The sequence below is a fragment of the Caulobacter sp. UC70_42 genome, from assembly GCF_044056025.1.
In the GTDB taxonomy this organism is placed as follows: Bacteria; Pseudomonadota; Alphaproteobacteria; order Caulobacterales; family Caulobacteraceae; genus Caulobacter.
Window position 1 is genome coordinate 2,186,971 of sequence record NZ_CP171994.1, and the last position, 18,841, is coordinate 2,205,811.

An 18,841-nucleotide genomic window follows, 5' to 3' on the forward strand; every position below is an offset into this window, starting at 1 on the left:
CGCCGGCATGACCTTCTACGACCGCACCGTCGACCTTGGCCTTCGCGCCTACAAGTTGACGCTTTCGCCCCTCATCGGGCGGCAGTGCCGATTCGCGCCGAGCTGTTCGGAATACGCGGCGGCCGCCCTCAAGGATCATGGCCCGCTCAAGGGTTCCTGGTTGGCGTTGCGACGGATTTGCCGCTGCAATCCGTTAGGTGGCTCGGGGTACGACCCCCCGCCGCCGGGCGCCAGCCACGCAAGTGGATATGTGAAGAATGATCGATCTGGTTTTCCCCGACGGCTCGGCCCGTCAGTATCCTGACGGCTCGACGGGGCGCGACGTCGCCGCCGCCATCTCCAAATCCCTCGAGAAGAAGGCCCTGCTGATCAAGCTGGACGGCCAGGTTCTCGACCTCGACCGCGCCCTGACGCCCGACCTGCTGACGGGCGAGCGCAAGTTCGAGATCCTGACGCGCGAAGCGCCCGAGGCGCTCGAGACGATCCGCCACGACACGGCCCACGTGTTGGCCGAGGCCGTCCAGGAGCTGTTCCCCGGCACCCAGGTGACGATCGGCCCGAACGTCGAGGACGGCTTCTATTACGACTTCGCGCGCGACGAGCCCTTCAGCCTGGACGATCTGGAGAAGATCGAAAAGCGCATGAAGGAGATCGTCGACCGCGACGAGAAGATCACGCGCGAGGTCTGGGACCGCGAGGAGGCCATTCGGCACTTCGACGAGATCGGCGAGCAGTACAAGGCACAGATCATCCGCGATCTGCCGGGCACGGACACGATCACGGTCTATCGCCAGGGCAACTGGAAAGACCTGTGCCGTGGTCCTCACCTGCCGTCGACGAAGCATGTCGGCAAGGCTTTCAAGCTGACGAAGCTGGCCGGCGCCTACTGGCGCGGCGATCAGAACAACGCGCAGCTGCAGCGCATCTACGGCACGAGCTGGGCCTCGGAAGCCGACCTGGAAGCCTATCTGAAGCGCATCGAGGAAGCCGAGCGTCGCGATCACCGCAAGCTGGGCAAGACGATGGACCTCTTCCATATCCAGGAAGAGGGCAAGGGCATGGTGTTCTGGCACGCCAAGGGCTGGGCCCTGTACCGCGTGCTCGAGGACTACATGCGCCGTCGCCTCGACGCGGCCGGCTACAAGGAAGTGAAGACGCCGCAGATCCTCGACAAGAGCCTGTGGGAAAAGTCGGGCCACGCCGAGAAGTTCGGCCACGCCATGTTCATGTGCGAGAGCGCCGAGGGCGAGATCCTGGCGGTCAAGCCGATGAACTGCCCTGGCCACATCCAGATCTTCAACGTCGGCCAGAAGAGCTATCGCGAACTGCCGCTGCGCATGGCCGAGTTCGGCGCTTGCCACCGCTACGAGCCGTCGGGCGCGATGCACGGCATCATGCGGGTGCGCGCCTTCACGCAGGATGACGCCCACATCTTCTGCCGCGAAGAGCAGGTCACGGAGGAAAGCGCCCGGTTCATCGAACTGTTGCGCTCGGTCTATAACGACCTCGGCATGACGCTGGCCGACACCAAGTTCTCGACGCGTCCGGAACTGCGCGCCGGCTCGGACGAAGTCTGGGACAAGGCTGAAGCCGCCCTGTCCGCTGCGGCGCAAGCAGCGGGCGAGACCTTGGTGCTGCAGCCAGGTGAAGGCGCGTTCTACGGCCCGAAACTGGAGTTCTCGCTGAAGGACGCCATTGGCCGTGTCTGGCAGTGCGGCACGCTGCAACTTGATTTCGTTTTGCCGGAACGATTGGACGCCGAGTACGTTTCGGAGGATGGTTCGAAGAAGCGTCCGGTGATGCTTCACCGGGCTATCTTGGGGTCCTTCGAGCGTTTCATCGGCATCTTGTTGGAAAACTTCGCGGGCGCCCTGCCTGTTTGGCTGGCGCCGACGCAGGTTGTCGTGGCCACGATCACGTCCGACGCTGATGACTACGCCCGCGCGGTCGTCGAGAAATTGACCAGCTTGGGGATGCGCGCGGAAGTGGATCTGCGTAATGAGAAGATCAATTACAAGATTCGCGAGCATAGCCTCGCCAAGGTGCCCGTGATCGCGGTGGTGGGTCGCAAGGAAGCCGAAACGGGTCAGCTGGCTTTGCGTCGCCTCGGCGGCGAGGGGCAGAATATCCTTTCGCTCGAGGAAGCCCTTCGCGTCCTGAAGGCCGACGCCACCCCGCCCGACATCGCCCGCGCCCAGGAAGCCGCCAGATTGGGGCTCGCCAAACCGGCTCCGGAGGCCGCGACCGCCTGATGAACAGCATCCTCCCGTCCGTCTCGACCCTTGCCGTTGGTGCGCGTCCGGCCCGTCCGAACGTATCCGTCGTCATGGTCGTCTATCGGACGGGAGAGGCGCTGACCCAGAGCATCAGGCATGTCCTGGCCGAGCCGCTGGTCGATGAGTTCGTCATCGTCGACAACGGGTCCGACGGGCGCGACGAGGACATGCTGCGCTCGCTGGCCCTGACCGAGCCGCGCGTCGTGCTCAAGCAGGGCCACGGCAATATCGGTTTCGCCCGCGGCGCCAACATGGGCGCCTCGACGGCGGGCGGCGAGTACATCGTCTTCCTCAATCCCGACGCCAATCTGCAGCCGGGCTGCGTGGCCGCCCTCGTGACCGCCTTCAAGGGCCAGCCGACCCCGACCGTGGTCGGCGCGCGAGTGCTGAACGTCGATGGCTCCGAGCAGCGCGGCGGCCGTCGCGGCGAGGTGACGCCGATGACCACCGTGCTCAGCTTCGGCCAGTTCACGCGCCGTCACCCCCAGCTGGCCAGCTTCGAGATCCACCGCGAGAACGAGCCGCTGCCGTGCGCGCCCGTACCGATGCCGACCATTTCGGGCGCCTGCTTCGCCATGCGCCGTGGCGACTTCGAGGCGCTGGGCGGTTTCGACGAGGGCTATTTCCTGCATGTCGAGGACATCGACCTGTGCTGGCGCGCGCGCCGCTCGGGCGGCCAGGTGCTGTTCCAGCCCGACGCTCAGGTCATCCACCTGGGTCACACCAGCCAGGAACACCCGCTGAAGGTCGAGTTCCATAAGGGCGTCGGCCTGACCCGCTACTTCATCAAGCGCGCCGACAGCCTGCAGCTGTTCGCGGCGGCGGTGCTGCTGGCCCCGGCCATCATGCTGATGAGCGTGTGCCGGCCGCTGCTGTGGAAGCTGACCGGACGGCCGATCTAGGGGCGGGGGCTCAGGGGTCGCCTGGCGGTTCACCTTCGAACGCCATCACACCAAGGCAGGCAATTTCGCCATCCGCCGGGCCAGCGCCAGCATCTCGCTTTTGGTGTTTACGCTGCAATAGCGGGTCTGAAGAATGTCCAGCGGCGGCCCGCCCCTCACCGACGCCTTCGGACAGAGCCTTTGCAGGACCTCGAAACGCGTTATCGAGCCCTTGCCTGGCGCGCCCGCCAGCAGAATGTAGTCGCTGCCTGGCCGTGCGCCCAATTGCAGGACCCAGAGTTCCTTGTCGTGTTCGCGTCCCAATGAAATCAGGAATGCTGGGCGGCTGTCCCCGAAAGCCCGGGGCGCGTCGCCGTGGGAGATGGTCATCCAGCAGTGGAAGACACCATAGTTCCCGAAGCGGTACCATTGGTCGTCCCCCTCGGTCGGCTTGTAGAGCCAGTCGCCGAGACGCAAACGATGCGCGCAGCCGAACGTGTCGCCGTCGGTGAAATGCTGGGGCCAGACGGCGTCGGTTCCCGGTGACCACAGCGGCCTGTCGGAATGGACGAGGTCGGCCTCCTGAGCGCAAGCCGGAGCCGCGCATAGAAGGGCGAGGATCATGGCGGCGAGGGACGATCGAAGGAGCATCGCGCCAGATTGCACGAGCGCTGGCGCTCCACCAATGGTGATGGCCGCCTACATCGGTCCGATCGTCTCGAACCGCAGCCCGCCCGGTCCTTCGATCGAGGTCGGAGCCTTCACGCTCTTCGCCGGCAGAAGCGCTCTGTAGCGCTGATACAACGCCGTCGCGTCGCGGCCCGTCTTCACCGTCAGGCACTGGTCGAACTCGCCCTCGCGGCCCCAGGGCTTGCGTTCCGAGCGGGCGATGTCGGGGTCGGCCTTGACCATGTCCGCCACCGTCGCGGCCAGCGGCTGGTCGATCCCCATGCCGTAGCTGCCGAACTTGATCGTCACGTCGCAGCGGGCGACCGAGCCCCCGTCGACGGGGGCGGCGGCGCAGGCGGCCAGGCCCAGGGTCAGCAGGGCGGCGAGGCGGATCATGCGGGGAAACCTCCGGCGCGGGCCAGGGACGAGGCGGGGGCCTTGCCCAGCTTGGCGCTGATCTCGCGGCCGATCTCGATCAGGGCCGCCAGATCGTAACCCGTCTCGAAGCCTGCCCGTTCCAGCATGTAGACCAGATCCTCGGTGCCGATATTGCCGGTGGCGTTCGGCGCGAACGGGCAGCCGCCCAGGCCGCCGACCGAGGCGTCCAGCACGTCGACGCCGGCCTCGACGCTGGCGTAGGCGTTGGCCAGGCCCGTGTTGCGGGTGTCGTGGAAGTGCATCCGCAGGCGCGTGTCCGGCGCGGCGGCCCGCGCCGCCTCGATGCGCTTGCGGACCGTCCAGGGATCGGCGACGCCTATGGTGTCGGCGATGGCGATCTCGGCCACGCCCAGGGCGGCGGCCTCGCGGACGATGGCCACCACCTGATCCTCGGAGACCTCGCCGTCGAATGGACAGCCGAAGGCGACCGAGATGGTCGCGGTGATCGGCGGGCCGCCCTCGACCGCCTGGCGCTCGGCGATGGCGGCCAGCGCATCGATCTGCTGGCGGACGGTCGCGCCCTGGTTGGCCAGGCCGAAGCCGTCGGAGGCGCAGACCACGACATTGGCCTCGTCGCACTGGGCCGCGACGCAGCGCTCCCAGCCGCGCATGTTCAGGACGAGGCCGATCCGCGCGTGCTCCAGGTCCGCGGACAGGGCGGTCATGATCTCTTCCGCGCCCGCCATCTGCGGCACGCGGTTGGGGTTCACGAACGACACGACCTCGGTGCGCCTGGCGCCGGCGGCCTCCAGTTTGCGGATGAGGTCGAGCTTCTCGTCGACCGACAGGGACAGCTTTTCGTTCTGCAGGCCGTCGCGCGGCCCGACCTCGACGATCTGGATGAAGCGGCTCACGGCTGGACCTCGTCTTCGGGAGCGGCGGCCCGTGGCTCGCCGCGGTAGATGGTCAGGCGTTCCTGGTCGCCGTCGGAGTAGTTCAGCCCCTCGACCGTCGCGACGGGATGGGGAGTCAGGCCAAGGCCGGCCAGGGCGTCGCGGAAGGTCTTTTCCTCGCGCCCCTCGACCACGGCGGGGCGGCCTTCGACGACCGCCTGGGCCGCGCCCTCGCCGTCGGTCAGTTCGGTGGCGGTCCCCAACTGGAAGATCAGGCTGGGCTCGGAATAGCCGGTCAGGGCCACCGGGCCGGCCGCGCCGGAGCGGGGCGAGAGCCGGGTGCGATCCAGGGCGTCGGCGACATCCTTGGACAGGAACAGGGGCTCCAGGCGGGGGATCAGGCCGGCGGTCAGGGCGATGTGGGCGCCGACGCCCAGCACTCCGGCGGTGACCAGGGCGCGGGCCGAGTGGCGGCGCAGCAGCAGCACCGCTCCGACGATCCCGGCGGCCAGGGCCAGCAGGGCGGCCAGGACGGTCCAGGCGATGTCTCCGCCGGTTCCGAACTGGACCTGTCCATAGACGGCCACGGCGGCCAGCAGCGCGCCCATCAGCACCGACAGCCCGCCGCCGATGAAGCGGGCGAGCCTGCCCAGCGGCTCGCGCACGGCCGCGGCCATCAACATGGCCAGGGCGCCGTAGGCCGGCAGCTCGTAGTGGACCAGCTTGGTCGGCAGGATTTCGAACATCAGCCAGGTCGGGACCAGCCAGCAGACGGCGAAGCGCACGCCAGGCTCGCTCCGCTTTTTCCAGCCGACGACGAGGCCGGCGGGCAACAGCAGGGTGGCCGGGAAAGACAATAGCGGGGCCAGGAGGGCGTGGTAGCCGAAGGGCCCGGCGTGACCTTCCTGGCCGCCGGCCAGCTTGGGCGCGAGGTCGCCGCCCACGGCCGCGCCCCAGAAGGCGCCGTCGGTCGCCACCGTGATCATCATCGCCCAGGGCAGGCAGATGGCCGCGAACAGGATCAGCCCCCAGGTCCAGCCCAGGTCCTTCATCCAGGCCGCCTTGCGGTCCCAGAGGGCCAGGCCGACCAGGGCCAGGATCGCCACCAGCAGGCCGACCGGGCCCTTGATCAGCGCCGCGATCGACAGCCCCAGCCAGAAGGCCAGCTTGGTCCATTTTCCGGCCTTCTCGCCCCTCAGCTGGGCGGCGTAGACGCGGGCCAGGGCGGCCATGGCCAGGGTGGTGGTTCCGCACAGGGCCGCGTCGGTCTTGGCGATGAAGGCCTCGGTCGACAGCAGGAAGGTCGCCCCCAGGATCGCGCCGGCCAGCAGACCGGTGCGCGGGTCGAACAGCGCCGCCGCGCCCCAGGCGCAGGCCGCCGCCGCCAGCATCGCGCCCAGCAAGGACGGGATGCGATAGGCCCAGATGCGCCGATCTTCCGCGTCGGAGAACGCCTTGACGCTGATCGCTTGCAGCCAGTGGATGCCGACCGGCTTCTTGAAGCGCGGCTGGTCCTGGAACTTGATGACCACATAGTCGCCCGTCTCCAGCATCTGGGACGTTGCCTGGGCGAAGCGGGATTTCGTCGCGGTCCAGCGGCGGCATGGCGAACAGGCCGGGCAGGCCGGCGATCAGGGCGACGAGCGCGGCGAAGACGGGGCCTCGCCACCCGCGGCTCCAGACATCCAAGCGAGATTCAAGCGTCATGGCCGCAGCTTTAGCACGATCCTTCCGCAAGAGCGCGATAGCCGAAAGTGGAGGCCGGCTTCGGCGTCAATCGCGATCTAACCTTTTGAATAAACGCCTGTTTGTCCTTTTCAAAAGCAGGTTTTTGAAAAGGACAGGCCTCGACGAATTTTTCGGCTATTAGAAGCCCATGACCGCCACCCCCGATTTTTCCATCGTCGTGCCCGTCTTCGACGAGGGCGAGGCCGCTCCGAAGCTGGCGCGTGAAATCGCGACCGCTTTCGCCGGCGACAACTACGAGATGATCTTCGTCGACGACGCCAGCCGCGACGACACCAAGGCCCGCCTGATCGCCCTGAAGGCCGAGATTCCGCGGCTGCGCGTGCTGAGCCACCAGAAGAATTCCGGCCAGAGCCGCGCCGTGCGCACGGGCGTCCTGGCCGCGCGCGCTCCGATCATCGTCACCCTGGACGGCGACGGCCAGAACGATCCCGCCGACGCCCCGCGCCTGGCCAAGGCTCTGCTGGTCGGCCCCAGGACCCTGGCCCTTGTCGGCGGCGAGCGGGTCAAGCGCCAGGACTCGAGCGCCAAGCGCTTCGCCTCCAAGTTCGGCAACGGCGTGCGCAAGCGTCTCCTGAAGGACACCGCCAACGACACCGGCTGCGGGCTGAAGGCCTTCCGCCGCGAGGCGTTCCTGCGTCTGCCGTACTTCGATCACATCCACCGCTACATCCCGGCCCTGATGCTGCGCGAGGGCTACGAGGTGAGCTTCCAGCCGGTGAACCATCGTCACCGCGAGAGCGGGGTGTCGAAATACACCAATTTCGGCCGCCTCAAGGCCTCGATCTCCGACCTGCTGGGCGTGATGTGGCTGCAGTCGCGCGCTCGCGATCCCCAAGGCGTGGAAGAAGCTTAAGCGTCACGGGCGAGGCCGCTTCACCCCCGGCGAAAATCCGGCTACGCCTTAACCAAGACGGCGGCTTGCATCCGCCGTAGGGGGAAGTTCGATGTTCGCTGCGGTTCCGCTGCTGGCCTTGCCGGTCATCATCTACAATCTGATCGCCCTGACCCTGGCGGGCGGCTTCAAGGCCATGGACGCCAGTGTCCGCATGACCGACCGGCTGTTCACCATTCACATGACCTCGCGCGCCGAGTGGGGCGTCAGTCTGGGCGACCTGCTGCTGGCCGCCTCGCTGGTGGTGCTGTTCGTCGAGCTGCTGAAATCGACCACCAGCCGCAAGATCGCGATCATCAACCACTCGCTGTCGATGGTGCTGTTCATCGCCTGTCTGGTCGAGTTCCTGCTCGCCCCGGCCTTCGCGACCTCGACCTTCTTCCTGATCACCCTGATGGTGCTGCTGGACGTGCTGGCGGGGTTCATCGTGACGATCGTCGCCGCGCGGCGGGACGTCGATTTCGGCGATCACTGATCGCCCGGAAATCCGCCCGTCTGCCTTAGGGCCTCGCCCAGGGCCATCGCCGCCGTCGTCGCCAGGTTCATCGAGCGCGTCTCGGCGCGGATCGGAATGACGATGCGGCCTTGCGTCGCCGCGTGGACTTCCTCCGGCGCGCCGCGAACTCTCATTGCCGAACAGCAGCGTGTCTCCGGGTTCGAACGAAAACCTGTGGAAGGGCGTGGCGCCTTTGGTCGTGAACAGCAGCAGGCGCCCGTCAACGCGCTCCGGCGCCTTAAGGAAAGCCTCCCAGCTGTCGTGGCGCGTGAGGTGCGTCAGGGGCCCATAATCCAGGGCCGCGCGCTTCAAGCTCTTGTCATCCAAGGGAAAACTACAGGGCTCGATGACGTCGAGCCCGACCCCGAAGCAGGCCGACAGCCGGATGGCCGCGCCGACGTTTTGGGGAATGCCTGGTTGAAAAAGTGCGATACGCATAATAAGCGAACCAACCACAAGGGCAGCAGGGGCTTTGCCGGGAATCGAAAGGGCTTGCGGACTCGGTCCGCGCGTCCGATACGACGATCCGACCGCTGCCTTGTGGCGGAGATCCGCTTGCGGGTCGAGCAAGATATGGCGCTGAAAGGCGCTTCTCCAAGTCGGACCGCTTTTCGCGGACCGGCGGAACTAGAGGGTGACGTAGGTGGCCGACACCGCCGTGGGCGCAACGACCGAGCCGGAACACGGGAGCGATCCCTCCCGGCGCGACTTCATTCACATCGCCGCGATCGCGGCCGCCGCCGGCGGCGCCGCGACCCTGGTGTGGCCGTTCATCGACCAGATGAACCCGTCCGCCGACACGCGGGCCCTGGCCTCGACCGAGTTCGACCTGACCAAGGTCGCCGAGGGCCAGCAGGTCACGATCAAGTGGCGCGGCAAGCCGCTCTTCGTGCGCAATCGCACCAAGGCCGAGATCGCCAAGGCCGTCGCTGACGACCACGCGGCGATGAAGGACCCGGCCACGGACGCCTCGCGCGTCAAGCCGGGCAAGGCCAATTGGCTGATCGTTGGCGGCAACTGCACCCACCTGGGCTGCGTGCCGACCTTCGGCGGTGGCGAATACGGCGGCTGGTTCTGCCCGTGCCACGGCTCGGTCTATGACACCTCGGGTCGTATCCGTAAGGGCCCCGCGCCCCTGAACCTGGTGGTTCCGGAATACGCCTTCCTCACCGACACCAAGGTCAAGATCGGTTAAGCGAGATGAGCGGACATTCGACCTATCAACCGAAGACCGGCATCGAGCGCTGGCTTGACGCCCGTCTGCCGATCATCCGCCTGGGCTATGACTCGTTCGTCGACTATCCCACGCCGCGGAACCTGAACTACTGGTGGACCTTCGGCGGCATCCTGTCGCTGTGCCTGGCCTCCCAGCTGATCACCGGCATCATCCTGGTGATGCACTACAATCCGAGCGCTCAAGGCGCCTTTGCTTCCGTCGAGCACATCATGCGCGACGTGAACTACGGCTGGCTGATCCGCTACATGCACGCCAACGGCGCGTCGATGTTCTTCATCGCCGTCTATATCCACATGCTGCGCGGCCTCTACTACGGCTCCTACAAGGCGCCGCGTGAAGTGCTGTGGCTGCTGGGCTGCGTGATCTATCTGCTGATGATGGCCACCGCCTTCATGGGCTACGTCCTGCCCTGGGGCCAGATGTCGTTCCACGGCGCCGTCGTCATCACCAACCTGTTCGGCGCCCTGCCGCTGGTCGGCGAGAGCATCACCACCTGGCTGTGGGGCGGCTTCGCGGTCGACAACCCCACCCTGAACCGCTTCTTCTCGCTGCACTACCTGCTGCCCTTCATGATCGCGGGCGTCGTGATCCTGCACATCTGGGCCCTGCACGTGGTCGGCCAGAACAACCCGACCGGCGTCGATCCGAAGTCGAAGGCCGACACCGTCGCCTTCACGCCGTACGCCACGGTGAAGGACGGCTTCGCGATGAGCGTCTTCCTGATCCTCTTCGCCTTCTTCGTCTTCTACATGCCCAACGCCCTGGGCCATGCCGACAACTACATCGAGGCCAACCCGCTGGTGACGCCGTCGCACATCGTTCCGGAATGGTACTTCCTGCCGTTCTACGCGATCCTGCGCGCCGTTCCGGACAAGCTGATGGGCGTGCTGGCCATGTTCGGCGCCATCGCCTGCATGTTCGCCCTGCCCTGGCTCGACACGTCGAAGGTGCGCTCGATGCGCTACCGTCCGACCGCGAAGATCTACTTCCTGTTCTTCCTGGTGGCCTGCATCGTCCTGGGCTTCTGCGGCGCCAAGCTTCCGGACGATCCGGTGATCCCGCACCTGACCACGTTCCAACTGGGCGGTTCGGATCTGAACAGCTTCGTGTGGCTCAGCCGCGTCGCCTCGCTCTACTACTTCGCTTTCTTCCTGGTCGTGCTCCCGGTCCTGGGTCTGGTCGAAAAGACCCTGCCGGTTCCGGACTCGATCGCTTCGCCGGCCCTCTCGGCCGACGCTCATAAGGGTTGATCCCGATGCTCCGCAAACTCTCGGCTATCGCGGCGGCGGCGGGTCTCCTGGTCGTCGGCGCCGCTGGTCCGGCGCTCGCCAGCGGCGGCGCGCTGAAGGCCAAGGAAGTCCACTGGTCCTTCGAAGGCCCGTTCGGCAAGTTCGATCAGGCCCAGCTGCAGCGCGGCTACAAGGTCTATCGCGAGGTCTGCTCGGCCTGCCACGCGATGAAGCTGGTGGCCTTCCGCAACCTCGGCGACAAGGGCGGCCCCTTCTACAGCGAGAAGTATCCGAACTCGAACGACAACCCGTGGGTCAAGGCGATCGCCAAGGACTACGAGGTCGCCGACATCGACGGTGAGACCGGCGACGCCATCAAGCGTCCGGCCACCAGCGCCGACCACTTCCCCGCGCCCTTCGCCAACGAAGCCGCGGCCCGCGCCTCGAACGGCGGCGCCCTGCCGCCGGACATGTCGCTGCTGGCCAAGGCCCGCGAGGAAGGTCCGAACCACATCTACTCGGTGGTGACGGGCTACGTGGATCCGCCGAAGGGCCTGAAGGTTCCGACCGGCGGTCACTACAACCCCTACTTCCCGGGCGACCTGACGTCGGCCTGGTCGGGCAGCCACGAGCATGTCCCGCCGGGCGGTTTCATCGCCATGGCCCCGCCGCTGAAGGCTGGCCTGGTGACGTTCGACGACGGCACCAAGTCGACCCTGGACCAGCAGGCCAAGGACGTCTCGGCGTTCCTGATGTGGGCCGCCGAGCCCAAGCTGGAAGAGCGCAAGCAGACCGGCTTCGCCGTGCTGATCTACCTCGTCCTGCTGAGCGGCCTGCTGTACGCCAGCTACAAGACGGTGTGGCGCAACGAGTCGCACTAAAAACGGAGCGCGACAGCGCGCTCCGGGCGATCCTGTCGCTCTGAAGTTCGAAGGGCCCGGTGGCGACACCGGGCCCTTCTTCTTTGGGAATTACAGGTCCAGCCGCCACACGATCAGCGACCCGTCCTCGCTATCCTCGCGCTCGCCCACAGCCTGGAAGCCGTTGCGGCTCAGGACCGTCTGGGATGCGGGGTTGTCGACCGAGGTCTCGGCGGTCAGGGCCAGTAGGCGGTTATCCCTTCGCGCCCAAGCCGCCAGATCGGCGACGGCGCGGGTGGCGACGCCTCGGCCCCAGCGGGTGGGAGCGACGCCATAGCCGATCAGCAAGGATCGGTCGGCCGCGTCCAGCGGCTGGACGGAGGAGATCAGGCCCACGACCTCGCCGTCCTCCACCATCATCCAGGCGCTGGGGCTGAACACCGCGCGAATCCGGTCGGCCAGTTGCGCCAGCATGTCCAGCACCTCCGGTGGAGCCACCGGGCTGTCGGCCAGACGATAGGGGGCTGGCGCTTCGCCGCGCAGCAGGGCGGCGAAGTCGTCGGGCTTGGCTTCGATCAGCATCAGGGCGCGACCGACAAGGTGCGGGCGTCGGCCGACAGGCGCAGGCGGTGGCGCGCCCATAGCGCCGTTCCCAGGGTTCCGTCGACGCCCTCGGGCAGATCGTCGGCCAGGGTGGCGGGGACGTTCTCGGCCAGCACGCCTGCGATCGACAAGGCGCGGAGCCGCGCCGGCGCGATGTGGCGGGCGTTCGTATCCAGCTTTCCGGTCGCGGCCGCCCCGCGCGTGGAGAGGCGGGTCATGGCCTTGGAGGCGGTGTCGATGGCGAAGGCTCCGCGCAGGGCCGTGGGACCATCGCTGACGGCCGCGGCCAGGGTCGGCAGGCCGTCGATCACCTCGAACCGGAAACACGACCTGACGGCGGGCCTTCCAGGGCTGGTCGATGCGCACCCGGCAGTGGGCGAAGTCGATCTCGACGCTGTGGCCGGCCAGGACGTCCATGCCGATGACCCCGGCGATCGGGGTGACGAAGCCGGCGCCGCGCGCGTCCAGGTCGGCGACCTTGACCGACACGGCCGGAACCTTCAGCCCGGCGACCTCGACCGGTAAAGTCAATTCAGGCGCGGTGACGCCCGCCATCTGGGCCTTGGTCTCATGCAGCAGGGTGCGCGCGGCCGAGAGGTCGAGAACATAGTCGCCGGCCATGTCGGCGATCACCGCCGGGACGATCACGGCCCCGTTCTCGAACCAGCACGCCGTCTCGCCGGCCCGCGCCGCGCCGGCGAGGGGCAGCGAAAGCAGCAGGGCCAGGGCGGTTACGCGAGAACGCATGGGCGCCAGCGTAGCGCAGCCATGACGTCCGCGCGATGGTCTCGACGCCCTCGCCATCGCCGTCACCGTCACCCTGTCGGCGCGTGAGCCTGCCTAAGTCCTCAACAGGCCTGGGTCGGCGCGCCGTAGCGGGCATGGATGGCCTTGGGCGTCGCGCCGCCCAGCTGAATGACGGTCATGTGGTCGTATTCGCAGTCGGTCAGGATCTCCGGCGCGGGATCGCCCAGAGCGCGGGCGATGTCGGCGACCGTGTTGCTGTGGCCGACGATCAGCACCGTGGCGTCGGCGGGCGCCTCGCGGGCGGCCTCGGCGACGCGCTGGGCGTGAGCGGGTGCGCCGCCGTCCAGGGCGATCGGGACGATCTTCAAGCCGGCGGCCTCGGCCGTGGGTTGGCCGGTCTGCTGGGTGCGCCTCAGCGGTGTCGCCAGCACCATCGAGACCTTGGACCCGGCGAGGCTGGCCGCCAGCGCCCGGGCGCGGGCCTGGCCGGCCGGCGACAGGTCCGGATCGCCGTTGGGCGAGACCTTCTCGCCGTGGCGAACGATCACCACCGTCTGGGCCAGGGCTGGCGAGGCGGCGAGCAGCAGCGACAGAATGGCGACGGTCAGTGAGCGGATCATCCGCCGAGCCTAGGCGGGGCTTGGCGCGCGCTCAAGCCTCGCCCTTGCCCCCGCCCGAGCGCTGGAACAGCTGCAAGGTTCGCAGCATCGCCAGGCGGGCGCTGTCGGGATGGTGGCCGCTGGGCGCACGAAGGCGTGGCCGGCCTCGTAGAGATAGATCGGCAGGTCCGGGTGGGCGTCGCGGATGGCCTCGACATCGGCCAGCGGGATCAGGCTGTCGGTCTTCCCAAAGTGCAGAATGGTCGGGACCTTGGGCGTCTCGTCGCGATAGGCGACGATGTCGCCGCCATAGAAGGCCGAGACCGCCGTGAGCCGATCGCAGCGGCAGGCCGCCAGCCAGGCCGTCGTGCCGCCATAGCAGAAGCCCATGGCGAACACCGGACCGTCCAGGGCGTCGATGCAGGCCTGGACGCGGGGCAGGGTGGTTGCACCCCAGCCCGTCAGCTTGCCCATGGCCATGCGGGCGTCGAGGATCGCCGGCGTCAGGTCCTCGACCGGAAAGTCGGCGTCGGCCGCGTCCATCAGGCTGGGGACGATGACCTCATAGCCCTGCTCGGCCAGACTGTCGGCCAGTCCGCGCAGATGCGGGGTCACGCCCCAGATGGCGTGCAGCATGACAATCCCGCCGCGCCGGGCCTCCTGGGGCGGGGCGTGATAGGCGGCGAAGGGCGAGCCGTCTTCCTTGCAGGCCAGGGCGATGCGTTCGCCCATCAGGCGGCTCCGTTGGCGACGAACAGCGCCAAGGTCCGCGCGCGGGCCAACTCGGCGTCGGCGAGATCGCTGTCGGGCCGGCCGTCATTGTTGAAGCCGTGGCCGCTGTTTTCATAGATGTGGACCGGCACGTCCGGATGAGCGGCCTGGACCTTGGCCTTGACCTCGTCGGCCGGGATATGGGCGTCCTTGCGGCCCAGGTGCACGACCACCGGCGCCTTTCAGCGACAGCTCGGCGTTGGCGGCGATCATGCTGCCATAATAGGCCGAACCCGCCGCCAGGCCCTTCAGCCGGCCGGCCGCCAGCCAGACCAGCGAGCCGCCCAGGCAGTAGCCGACCGCGAACACCGGGCCGCGCGCCGCCAGCTCGTCGATGCAGGCCTGGATGTCCGACAGCATGGCGTCGATCCCGACCTTCTGAACATAGCTGACGCCGGTCTGGAAACCCGTCGGATCGTGTTCGGCCACGAAGCCGGGCTCGGCGCGGTCGAAGATCGACGGGGCCAGAACCTCGAAGCCCAGGGCCGCCCAGCGCGCGACGTCGGCCTGGACATACTGGTCGAGGCCGAAAATCTCCTGGACCACGACCACGCCGCCCTTGCGTGCGCCGTTCGGCTGGGCGTGCAGGGCGGTGAACGCGAAGCCGTCGACGGCGGAGGTCAGGGTGACGGTGTCGGACATAGGCGTGCTCCCCAATGAGAAACGGCCGGGGCGTTTCCGCTCCGGCCGCTGGTCTGTTCTGAACGCTTAGACGTTGAAGCGGAAGTGCATCACGTCGCCGTCCTTGACGACGTAGTCCTTGCCCTCGGCCCGCATCTTGCCGGCTTCCTTGGCGCCGTTTTCGCCGCCCAGCTTGATGAAGTCGTCGAAGGCGATGGTCTCGGCGCGGATGTAGCCCTTCTCGAAGTCGGTGTGGATGACGCCGGCCGCCTGCGGGCCGGTGTCGCCGACATGGATGGTCCAGGCGCGGGCCTCCTTGGGACCCACCGTGAAGTAGGTCTGCAGGTTCAGCAGGGTGTAGGCCTCGCGGATCAGGCGGTTCAGGCCCGGCTCCTCCAGGCCCAGGGTCTCGAGGAATTCGGCGCGTTCGGCGGCGTCCAGCAGGGCGATCTCGCTCTCGATCTGGGCCGAGATGACGACCGACTTGGCGTTGTCCTTGGCGGCGCGGGCGGCGACCTGATCGCTGTACTTGTTGCCCTTGTCGGCCGAGCCTTCGTCGACGTTGCAGACATAGAGGGCCGGTAGCGAGGTCAAGAGCTGCAGCATGTGCCACGCCTTCTCGTCCTCGGCGTCGATCTTGGCGGCGCGAGCGGGGCGGCCTTCGCGCAGCAGGGCCAGAGCGATATTGGCCAGGCGCAGCGTGTTGGCGCTTTCCTTGTCGGCGCCGACCTTGGCGCGCTTTTCCAGGGCGGGGACGCGCTTTTCCAGGCTTTCCAGGTCGGCCAGCATCAGCTCCATCTCGATGATCTCGAGATCGCTGATCGGGTCGATGCGGCCTTCGACGTGGACGATGTCGCCGTCCTCGAAGCAGCGGGCCACGAAGGCCACGGCGTCGCAGTCGCGGATATTGGCCAGGAACTGGTTGCCCAGGCCTTCGCCCTTGGACGCCCCGCGCACCAGGCCGGCGATGTCGACGAAGGTGATCCGGGCCGGAATGATTTCCTTGGAGCCCGCCACCTTGGCCAGGGCGTCCAGGCGCGGCTCGGGCACGGCGACCTCGCCGGTGTTGGGCTCGATGGTGCAGAACGGATAGTTGGCGGCCTGGGCCGACGCCGTCTGGGTCAGGGCGTTGAACAGGGTGGACTTGCCGACGTTGGGCAGGCCGACGATGGCGACTTTAAGGGCCATGGAACTCTCGTGAATTTCGTTGGGCGGGCGATTAGCACGGATGGTCGGGAAAGGCGAACCTGCCCGGGGGATGGGGCCCTCTTGCAAGAACTGCAACCAGATCAGATATCAAAGGCGAAAAGGAGCTTCCCATGAGCGTTCGTCCCGTCCTGAAGATCGTGAAAGGCATGCCCGCCTCGGATGGCGACGGCGTGCGGCTGACCCGGATGCTGGGCACGCCCGAGGCCCAGATGTTCGATCCGTTCCTGATGCTGGACTGCTTCGACAACGACCAGGCGTCCGACTACATGGGCGGCTTCCCCGACCATCCGCATCGCGGTTTCGAGACCGTGACCTACATGCTGGAAGGCCGGATGCGCCACAAGGACAACACCGGCCGCGAAGGCGTCATCGGGCCGGGCGGCATCCAGTGGATGCGGGCCGGCAAGGGCATCGTCCATTCCGAGATGCCCGAGCAGGCCGAGGGCCGGATGCGCGGCTTCCAGCTGTGGGTGAACCTGCCGGCCAGGCTGAAGATGAGCGCGCCCGGCTACCAGGAGTTCGAGAGCGACGCGATCCCGGTCGAGGCCCGCGACGGCGGCGTCTCGGTCAAGGTGATCTCCGGCGTGACCGACGGCGGGACCACGGGCCCGATCGGCGGGGGCGCGGTCGACGCCCTCTATTTCGACGTCGTGCTGCCGGCCGGGACCGTGTTCGAGGAGCCGGTCGGCGACGACCGCAACGCCATGCTGGCGGTCTACGAAGGCCAGGTTCGCGTCGCCCACGACACGATCGACGCGCTGTCGGGCGTCTTCCTGGGGCGTGGCGACACGGTGCGGGTCGAAGCCGTCACCGACGCGCGGGTGCTGCTGCTGGCCGGCCGTCCGATCGACGAGCCGGTCTTCTGGCACGGCCCGTTCGTGATGAACTCCCGCGAGGAGATCGTGCAGGCGTTCGAGGATTTCCAGCGCGGGCGGTTCTGAGGGGGCGTCAGGGAACGGGTCTGGCGGGAGTCTCCATGAACGCCGTCACCCGCTCGGCGAAGTCTCGCGGCCGCTCCAGGTACATGAAGTGTCCCGCGGCCGGCACGACGTCGCGGCGCGCGCCGGGGATGGCGTGCTCCAGGACCTTGCCCTGTTCCTGAACGTCCTTGATGTCGACCTGGCCGACGAGGATCAGGGTCGGAACGCGGATGTCTCCAAGGCGCGGCTTGGCCGGGGCGGCGGGCGGCTGTTCCCGGGTTCCGGCGGTCAGGTTGCCAGGGTGGGCCTTCAGCAGGGCCTTGACCCGTTCGCGCTGGGGCGCGGCGTTCTTCGTCAGGATGTACGGGTCGCGCGCAACGCTGTCGGTCAGGCCCATCTTGAAGAGGACGAGCAGCTTCAAGGCGCGGAAAATGAAGCCGAACGAGGCGTCGAAGCCACTGATCCAGGGGCCCGCCAGCACGAGTTCGATCCACCTGCTCGGGATGGGCCAGGGCGTAGTCGACCGCCAGTCCCGAGCCCGAAGACGAGCCGACCAGGGTCGCGTGCGGGGTGTCCAGCACCTTCAGCAGCACCGCCAGATCGTCGACGGGGCGGTACGGATGGGCGGCCGGCGGCGACGCGCCGTAGCCTCGCCGGTCATAGCGGATCACCTTGAAGCGTCGGCAGAGCGCGGGCCAGACGTCGTCATAGGCGGCCGAATGCAGGACGCCGTCGTGCAGCAGCACGATGGTCCTGGTTCCCGCGCCGCAGGTCTCGTAGGCCAGCCTGCCATCCGGAACCTGGACGAATCCGGTCTCGGCGCGAGCCTGGACGCCGAACAGCAGGCAGCCGGCGGCGATCGCCCGGACGGGCGTTGAAAGTCTCATGGCTGGTCTCCGAAATGACGCCGTCAGCCGGCGCGTTTGACGCTCTCGCCCACGACGTCGGGCGGTTGCTCGGGTTGGTATTCGAGGATGTCGCCGGGCTGGCAGTCCAGGAAGTCGCAGATCGCTTCCAGGGTCTCGAGCTTGACGCCCTTCACCTTGCCCGACTTGAGCAGGCTGAGGTTGGCGTCGGTGATCCCGATGGCGCGGGCCAGGGCGTTGGAGCGCACCTTTCGGCGGGCCAGCATCACGTCAAGGCGCAGGACGATCGGCATCAGACGAAGGCCTCGCGGTCTTCCTCCATCTCGCGCCCGACCTGCATGACCTGGCCGATCACGAAAACCAGCAGACCCAGAACAAAGGCCTGCAGGCTGGCCATGTGCGCCCAGTTCCTGTCGATCTCGTAGCCGGTGGCCGACAGCGCGACGTGGCAGAGGAACGGCGAGACGGCGTAGGCGCACAGCCAGCCGCCGGTTCGGCCGAACCGACGGGCCGCATCGCGCGAGAACACCTCGCCCCGGGCATAGCCGCCGAACAGGGCGCGCAGACTCCAGAAGATCATCAGGATGGGGGTGGCCCGCACGACGCCGACGACGACATAGACGAGGCGGTGGACCAGGGGCAGCGACCCGAACGCCACCGAATTGGCGGGGCCGTCGCCGATGTAGCAATTTTCCGGCCCGATACGGACCAGTTCGCCCTTGTAGAACAGCATGACCGCGATCGCCGTGACCAGGATGGCGGCCGACAGGGCGAAGAGGCCCGTGAACACCCAGACGGCGGCCTGGCTGCCCAGACGCGCGCGGCGTTGCGCCGGGCTCTCCGGCGGCGCGGCCGGCGTGCGGTAGAGCGGTTTCAGATGCAGAACCGTGGCCATGACGTCCTCCGTGACGCCACATTCGATTCTAAAAAACTTTCTGTCAATCG

General features: G+C 67.6%; 17 protein-coding genes and 7 pseudogenes. 10 read left to right on the forward strand and 14 right to left on the reverse strand.

Annotation, left to right across the window (positions count from 1 at the left end):
- Positions 1–7 precede the first annotated feature (7 nt).
- From yidD to ACHMW8_RS10965, 3 genes and pseudogenes are all read left to right on the forward strand, one after another.
- Positions 8–261, forward strand: a pseudogene (gene yidD, locus ACHMW8_RS10955) (membrane protein insertion efficiency factor YidD).
- Positions 258–2,252, forward strand: coding sequence for a threonine--tRNA ligase (gene thrS / locus ACHMW8_RS10960; RefSeq protein WP_125156712.1), 1,995 nt, complete (start codon positions 258–260; stop codon positions 2,250–2,252). The pseudogene yidD and the gene thrS overlap by 4 nt, the downstream one beginning before the upstream one ends.
- The gene (locus tag ACHMW8_RS10965; protein WP_395445564.1) at positions 2,252–3,178 is read left to right on the forward strand and encodes a glycosyltransferase family 2 protein; all 927 of its coding nucleotides are present in this window, start codon (positions 2,252–2,254) and stop codon (positions 3,176–3,178) included. Before thrS ends, ACHMW8_RS10965 begins: the two co-directional genes overlap by 1 nt.
- A 45-nt stretch (positions 3,179–3,223) precedes the next feature.
- Here ACHMW8_RS10965 and ACHMW8_RS10970 read toward each other — a convergent pair whose 3' ends face one another.
- From ACHMW8_RS10970 to ACHMW8_RS10985, 4 genes and pseudogenes are all read right to left on the reverse strand, one after another.
- Positions 3,224–3,781: a hypothetical protein gene (locus ACHMW8_RS10970; protein WP_395445565.1), complete on the reverse strand. Its 558-nt coding sequence runs from the start codon at positions 3,779–3,781 to the stop codon at positions 3,224–3,226.
- Positions 3,782–3,856: 75 nt separating this feature from the next.
- Complete coding sequence (locus ACHMW8_RS10975; protein ID WP_395445566.1) at positions 3,857–4,222, reverse strand: hypothetical protein; 366 nt, start codon at positions 4,220–4,222, stop codon at positions 3,857–3,859.
- Positions 4,219–5,118, reverse strand: coding sequence for a hydroxymethylglutaryl-CoA lyase (locus ACHMW8_RS10980; protein ID WP_125156708.1), 900 nt, complete (start codon positions 5,116–5,118; stop codon positions 4,219–4,221). The genes ACHMW8_RS10975 and ACHMW8_RS10980 overlap by 4 nt, the downstream gene beginning before the upstream one ends.
- A pseudogene (locus ACHMW8_RS10985) lies at positions 5,115–6,804 on the reverse strand (ArnT family glycosyltransferase). Before ACHMW8_RS10985 ends, ACHMW8_RS10980 begins: the two are co-directional and overlap by 4 nt.
- Before the next feature lie 169 nt (positions 6,805–6,973).
- On the opposite strand from ACHMW8_RS10985, the gene ACHMW8_RS10990 reads away from it, so the two are divergent.
- Entirely contained in the window at positions 6,974–7,699 is a 726-nt protein-coding gene (locus tag ACHMW8_RS10990; RefSeq protein ID WP_395445567.1) for a glycosyltransferase family 2 protein, read from the forward strand.
- A 91-nt stretch (positions 7,700–7,790) separates the two neighbouring features.
- On the forward strand, positions 7,791–8,213 hold the full coding sequence (locus ACHMW8_RS10995) for a hypothetical protein (RefSeq protein ID WP_395445568.1): 423 nt from the start codon (positions 7,791–7,793) through the stop codon (positions 8,211–8,213).
- Here ACHMW8_RS10995 and ACHMW8_RS11000 read toward each other — a convergent pair.
- Positions 8,207–8,672 (reverse strand): annotated as a pseudogene (locus tag ACHMW8_RS11000) (tRNA (cytidine(34)-2'-O)-methyltransferase). The gene ACHMW8_RS10995 and the pseudogene ACHMW8_RS11000 sit on opposite strands and share 7 nt — an antisense overlap.
- Positions 8,673–8,877: 205 nt before the next feature.
- Here ACHMW8_RS11000 and petA point away from each other — a divergent pair.
- Genes petA through ACHMW8_RS11015 form a run of 3 tightly spaced genes read left to right on the forward strand, consistent with a single transcriptional unit; the run spans position 8,878 to position 11,581 of the window.
- Positions 8,878–9,429, forward strand: coding sequence for a ubiquinol-cytochrome c reductase iron-sulfur subunit (gene petA / locus ACHMW8_RS11005; RefSeq protein ID WP_125156704.1), 552 nt, complete (start codon positions 8,878–8,880; stop codon positions 9,427–9,429).
- Positions 9,430–9,434: 5 nt separating this feature from the next.
- On the forward strand, positions 9,435–10,721 hold the full coding sequence (locus ACHMW8_RS11010) for a cytochrome b/b6 (protein ID WP_125156703.1): 1,287 nt from the start codon (positions 9,435–9,437) through the stop codon (positions 10,719–10,721).
- Between the two features lie 5 nt (positions 10,722–10,726).
- Entirely contained in the window at positions 10,727–11,581 is an 855-nt protein-coding gene (locus ACHMW8_RS11015) for a cytochrome c1 (protein WP_125156702.1), read from the forward strand.
- Positions 11,582–11,671: 90 nt separating this feature from the next.
- Here ACHMW8_RS11015 and ACHMW8_RS11020 read toward each other — a convergent pair whose 3' ends face one another.
- The 6 genes and pseudogenes from ACHMW8_RS11020 to ychF all read right to left on the reverse strand — a co-directional run bounded on the left by ACHMW8_RS11020 (position 11,672) and on the right by ychF (position 16,089).
- A complete protein-coding gene (locus tag ACHMW8_RS11020; protein WP_395445569.1) occupies positions 11,672–12,202 on the reverse strand; it encodes a GNAT family N-acetyltransferase in 531 nt (176 codons plus the stop codon).
- Positions 12,142–12,910: pseudogene (locus ACHMW8_RS11025) on the reverse strand (hypothetical protein). Before ACHMW8_RS11025 ends, ACHMW8_RS11020 begins: the two are co-directional and overlap by 61 nt.
- Before the next feature lie 101 nt (positions 12,911–13,011).
- Positions 13,012–13,530: a histidine phosphatase family protein gene (locus ACHMW8_RS11030; RefSeq protein ID WP_395445570.1), complete on the reverse strand. Its 519-nt coding sequence runs from the start codon at positions 13,528–13,530 to the stop codon at positions 13,012–13,014.
- Between the two features lie 31 nt (positions 13,531–13,561).
- Positions 13,562–14,241: pseudogene (locus ACHMW8_RS11035) on the reverse strand (dienelactone hydrolase family protein).
- Positions 14,241–14,922 (reverse strand): annotated as a pseudogene (locus ACHMW8_RS11040) (dienelactone hydrolase family protein). Before ACHMW8_RS11040 ends, ACHMW8_RS11035 begins: the two co-directional pseudogenes overlap by 1 nt.
- 66 nt (positions 14,923–14,988) lie before the next feature.
- Positions 14,989–16,089, reverse strand: coding sequence for a redox-regulated ATPase YchF (gene ychF, locus ACHMW8_RS11045; protein WP_395445571.1), 1,101 nt, complete (start codon positions 16,087–16,089; stop codon positions 14,989–14,991).
- 131 nt (positions 16,090–16,220) lie between these two features.
- Between ychF and ACHMW8_RS11050 the strand changes: the two genes are divergently transcribed.
- Complete coding sequence (locus tag ACHMW8_RS11050; RefSeq protein WP_395445572.1) at positions 16,221–17,051, forward strand: pirin family protein; 831 nt, start codon at positions 16,221–16,223, stop codon at positions 17,049–17,051.
- A gap of 263 nt (positions 17,052–17,314) precedes the next feature.
- On the opposite strand, the pseudogene ACHMW8_RS11055 reads toward ACHMW8_RS11050, so the two are convergent.
- Positions 17,315–17,776: pseudogene (locus ACHMW8_RS11055) on the reverse strand (alpha/beta fold hydrolase); the annotation flags it as partial.
- Here ACHMW8_RS11055 and ACHMW8_RS11060 point away from each other — a divergent pair.
- The gene (locus ACHMW8_RS11060) at positions 17,750–17,908 is read left to right on the forward strand and encodes a hypothetical protein (RefSeq protein WP_395446089.1); all 159 of its coding nucleotides are present in this window, start codon (positions 17,750–17,752) and stop codon (positions 17,906–17,908) included. The pseudogene ACHMW8_RS11055 and the gene ACHMW8_RS11060 sit on opposite strands and share 27 nt — an antisense overlap.
- Positions 17,909–17,940: 32 nt before the next feature.
- Here the strand turns inward: ACHMW8_RS11060 and ACHMW8_RS11065 are convergent, their stop codons facing one another.
- Together ACHMW8_RS11065 and ACHMW8_RS11070 are read right to left on the reverse strand one after the other, a co-directional pair.
- Entirely contained in the window at positions 17,941–18,189 is a 249-nt protein-coding gene (locus ACHMW8_RS11065; protein ID WP_395445573.1) for a helix-turn-helix domain-containing protein, read from the reverse strand.
- Positions 18,189–18,791, reverse strand: a complete 603-nt coding sequence (locus ACHMW8_RS11070; protein ID WP_395445574.1) for a DUF2975 domain-containing protein — start codon at positions 18,789–18,791, stop codon at positions 18,189–18,191. The genes ACHMW8_RS11065 and ACHMW8_RS11070 overlap by 1 nt, the downstream gene beginning before the upstream one ends.
- Between the last annotated feature and the right edge of the window lie 50 nt (positions 18,792–18,841).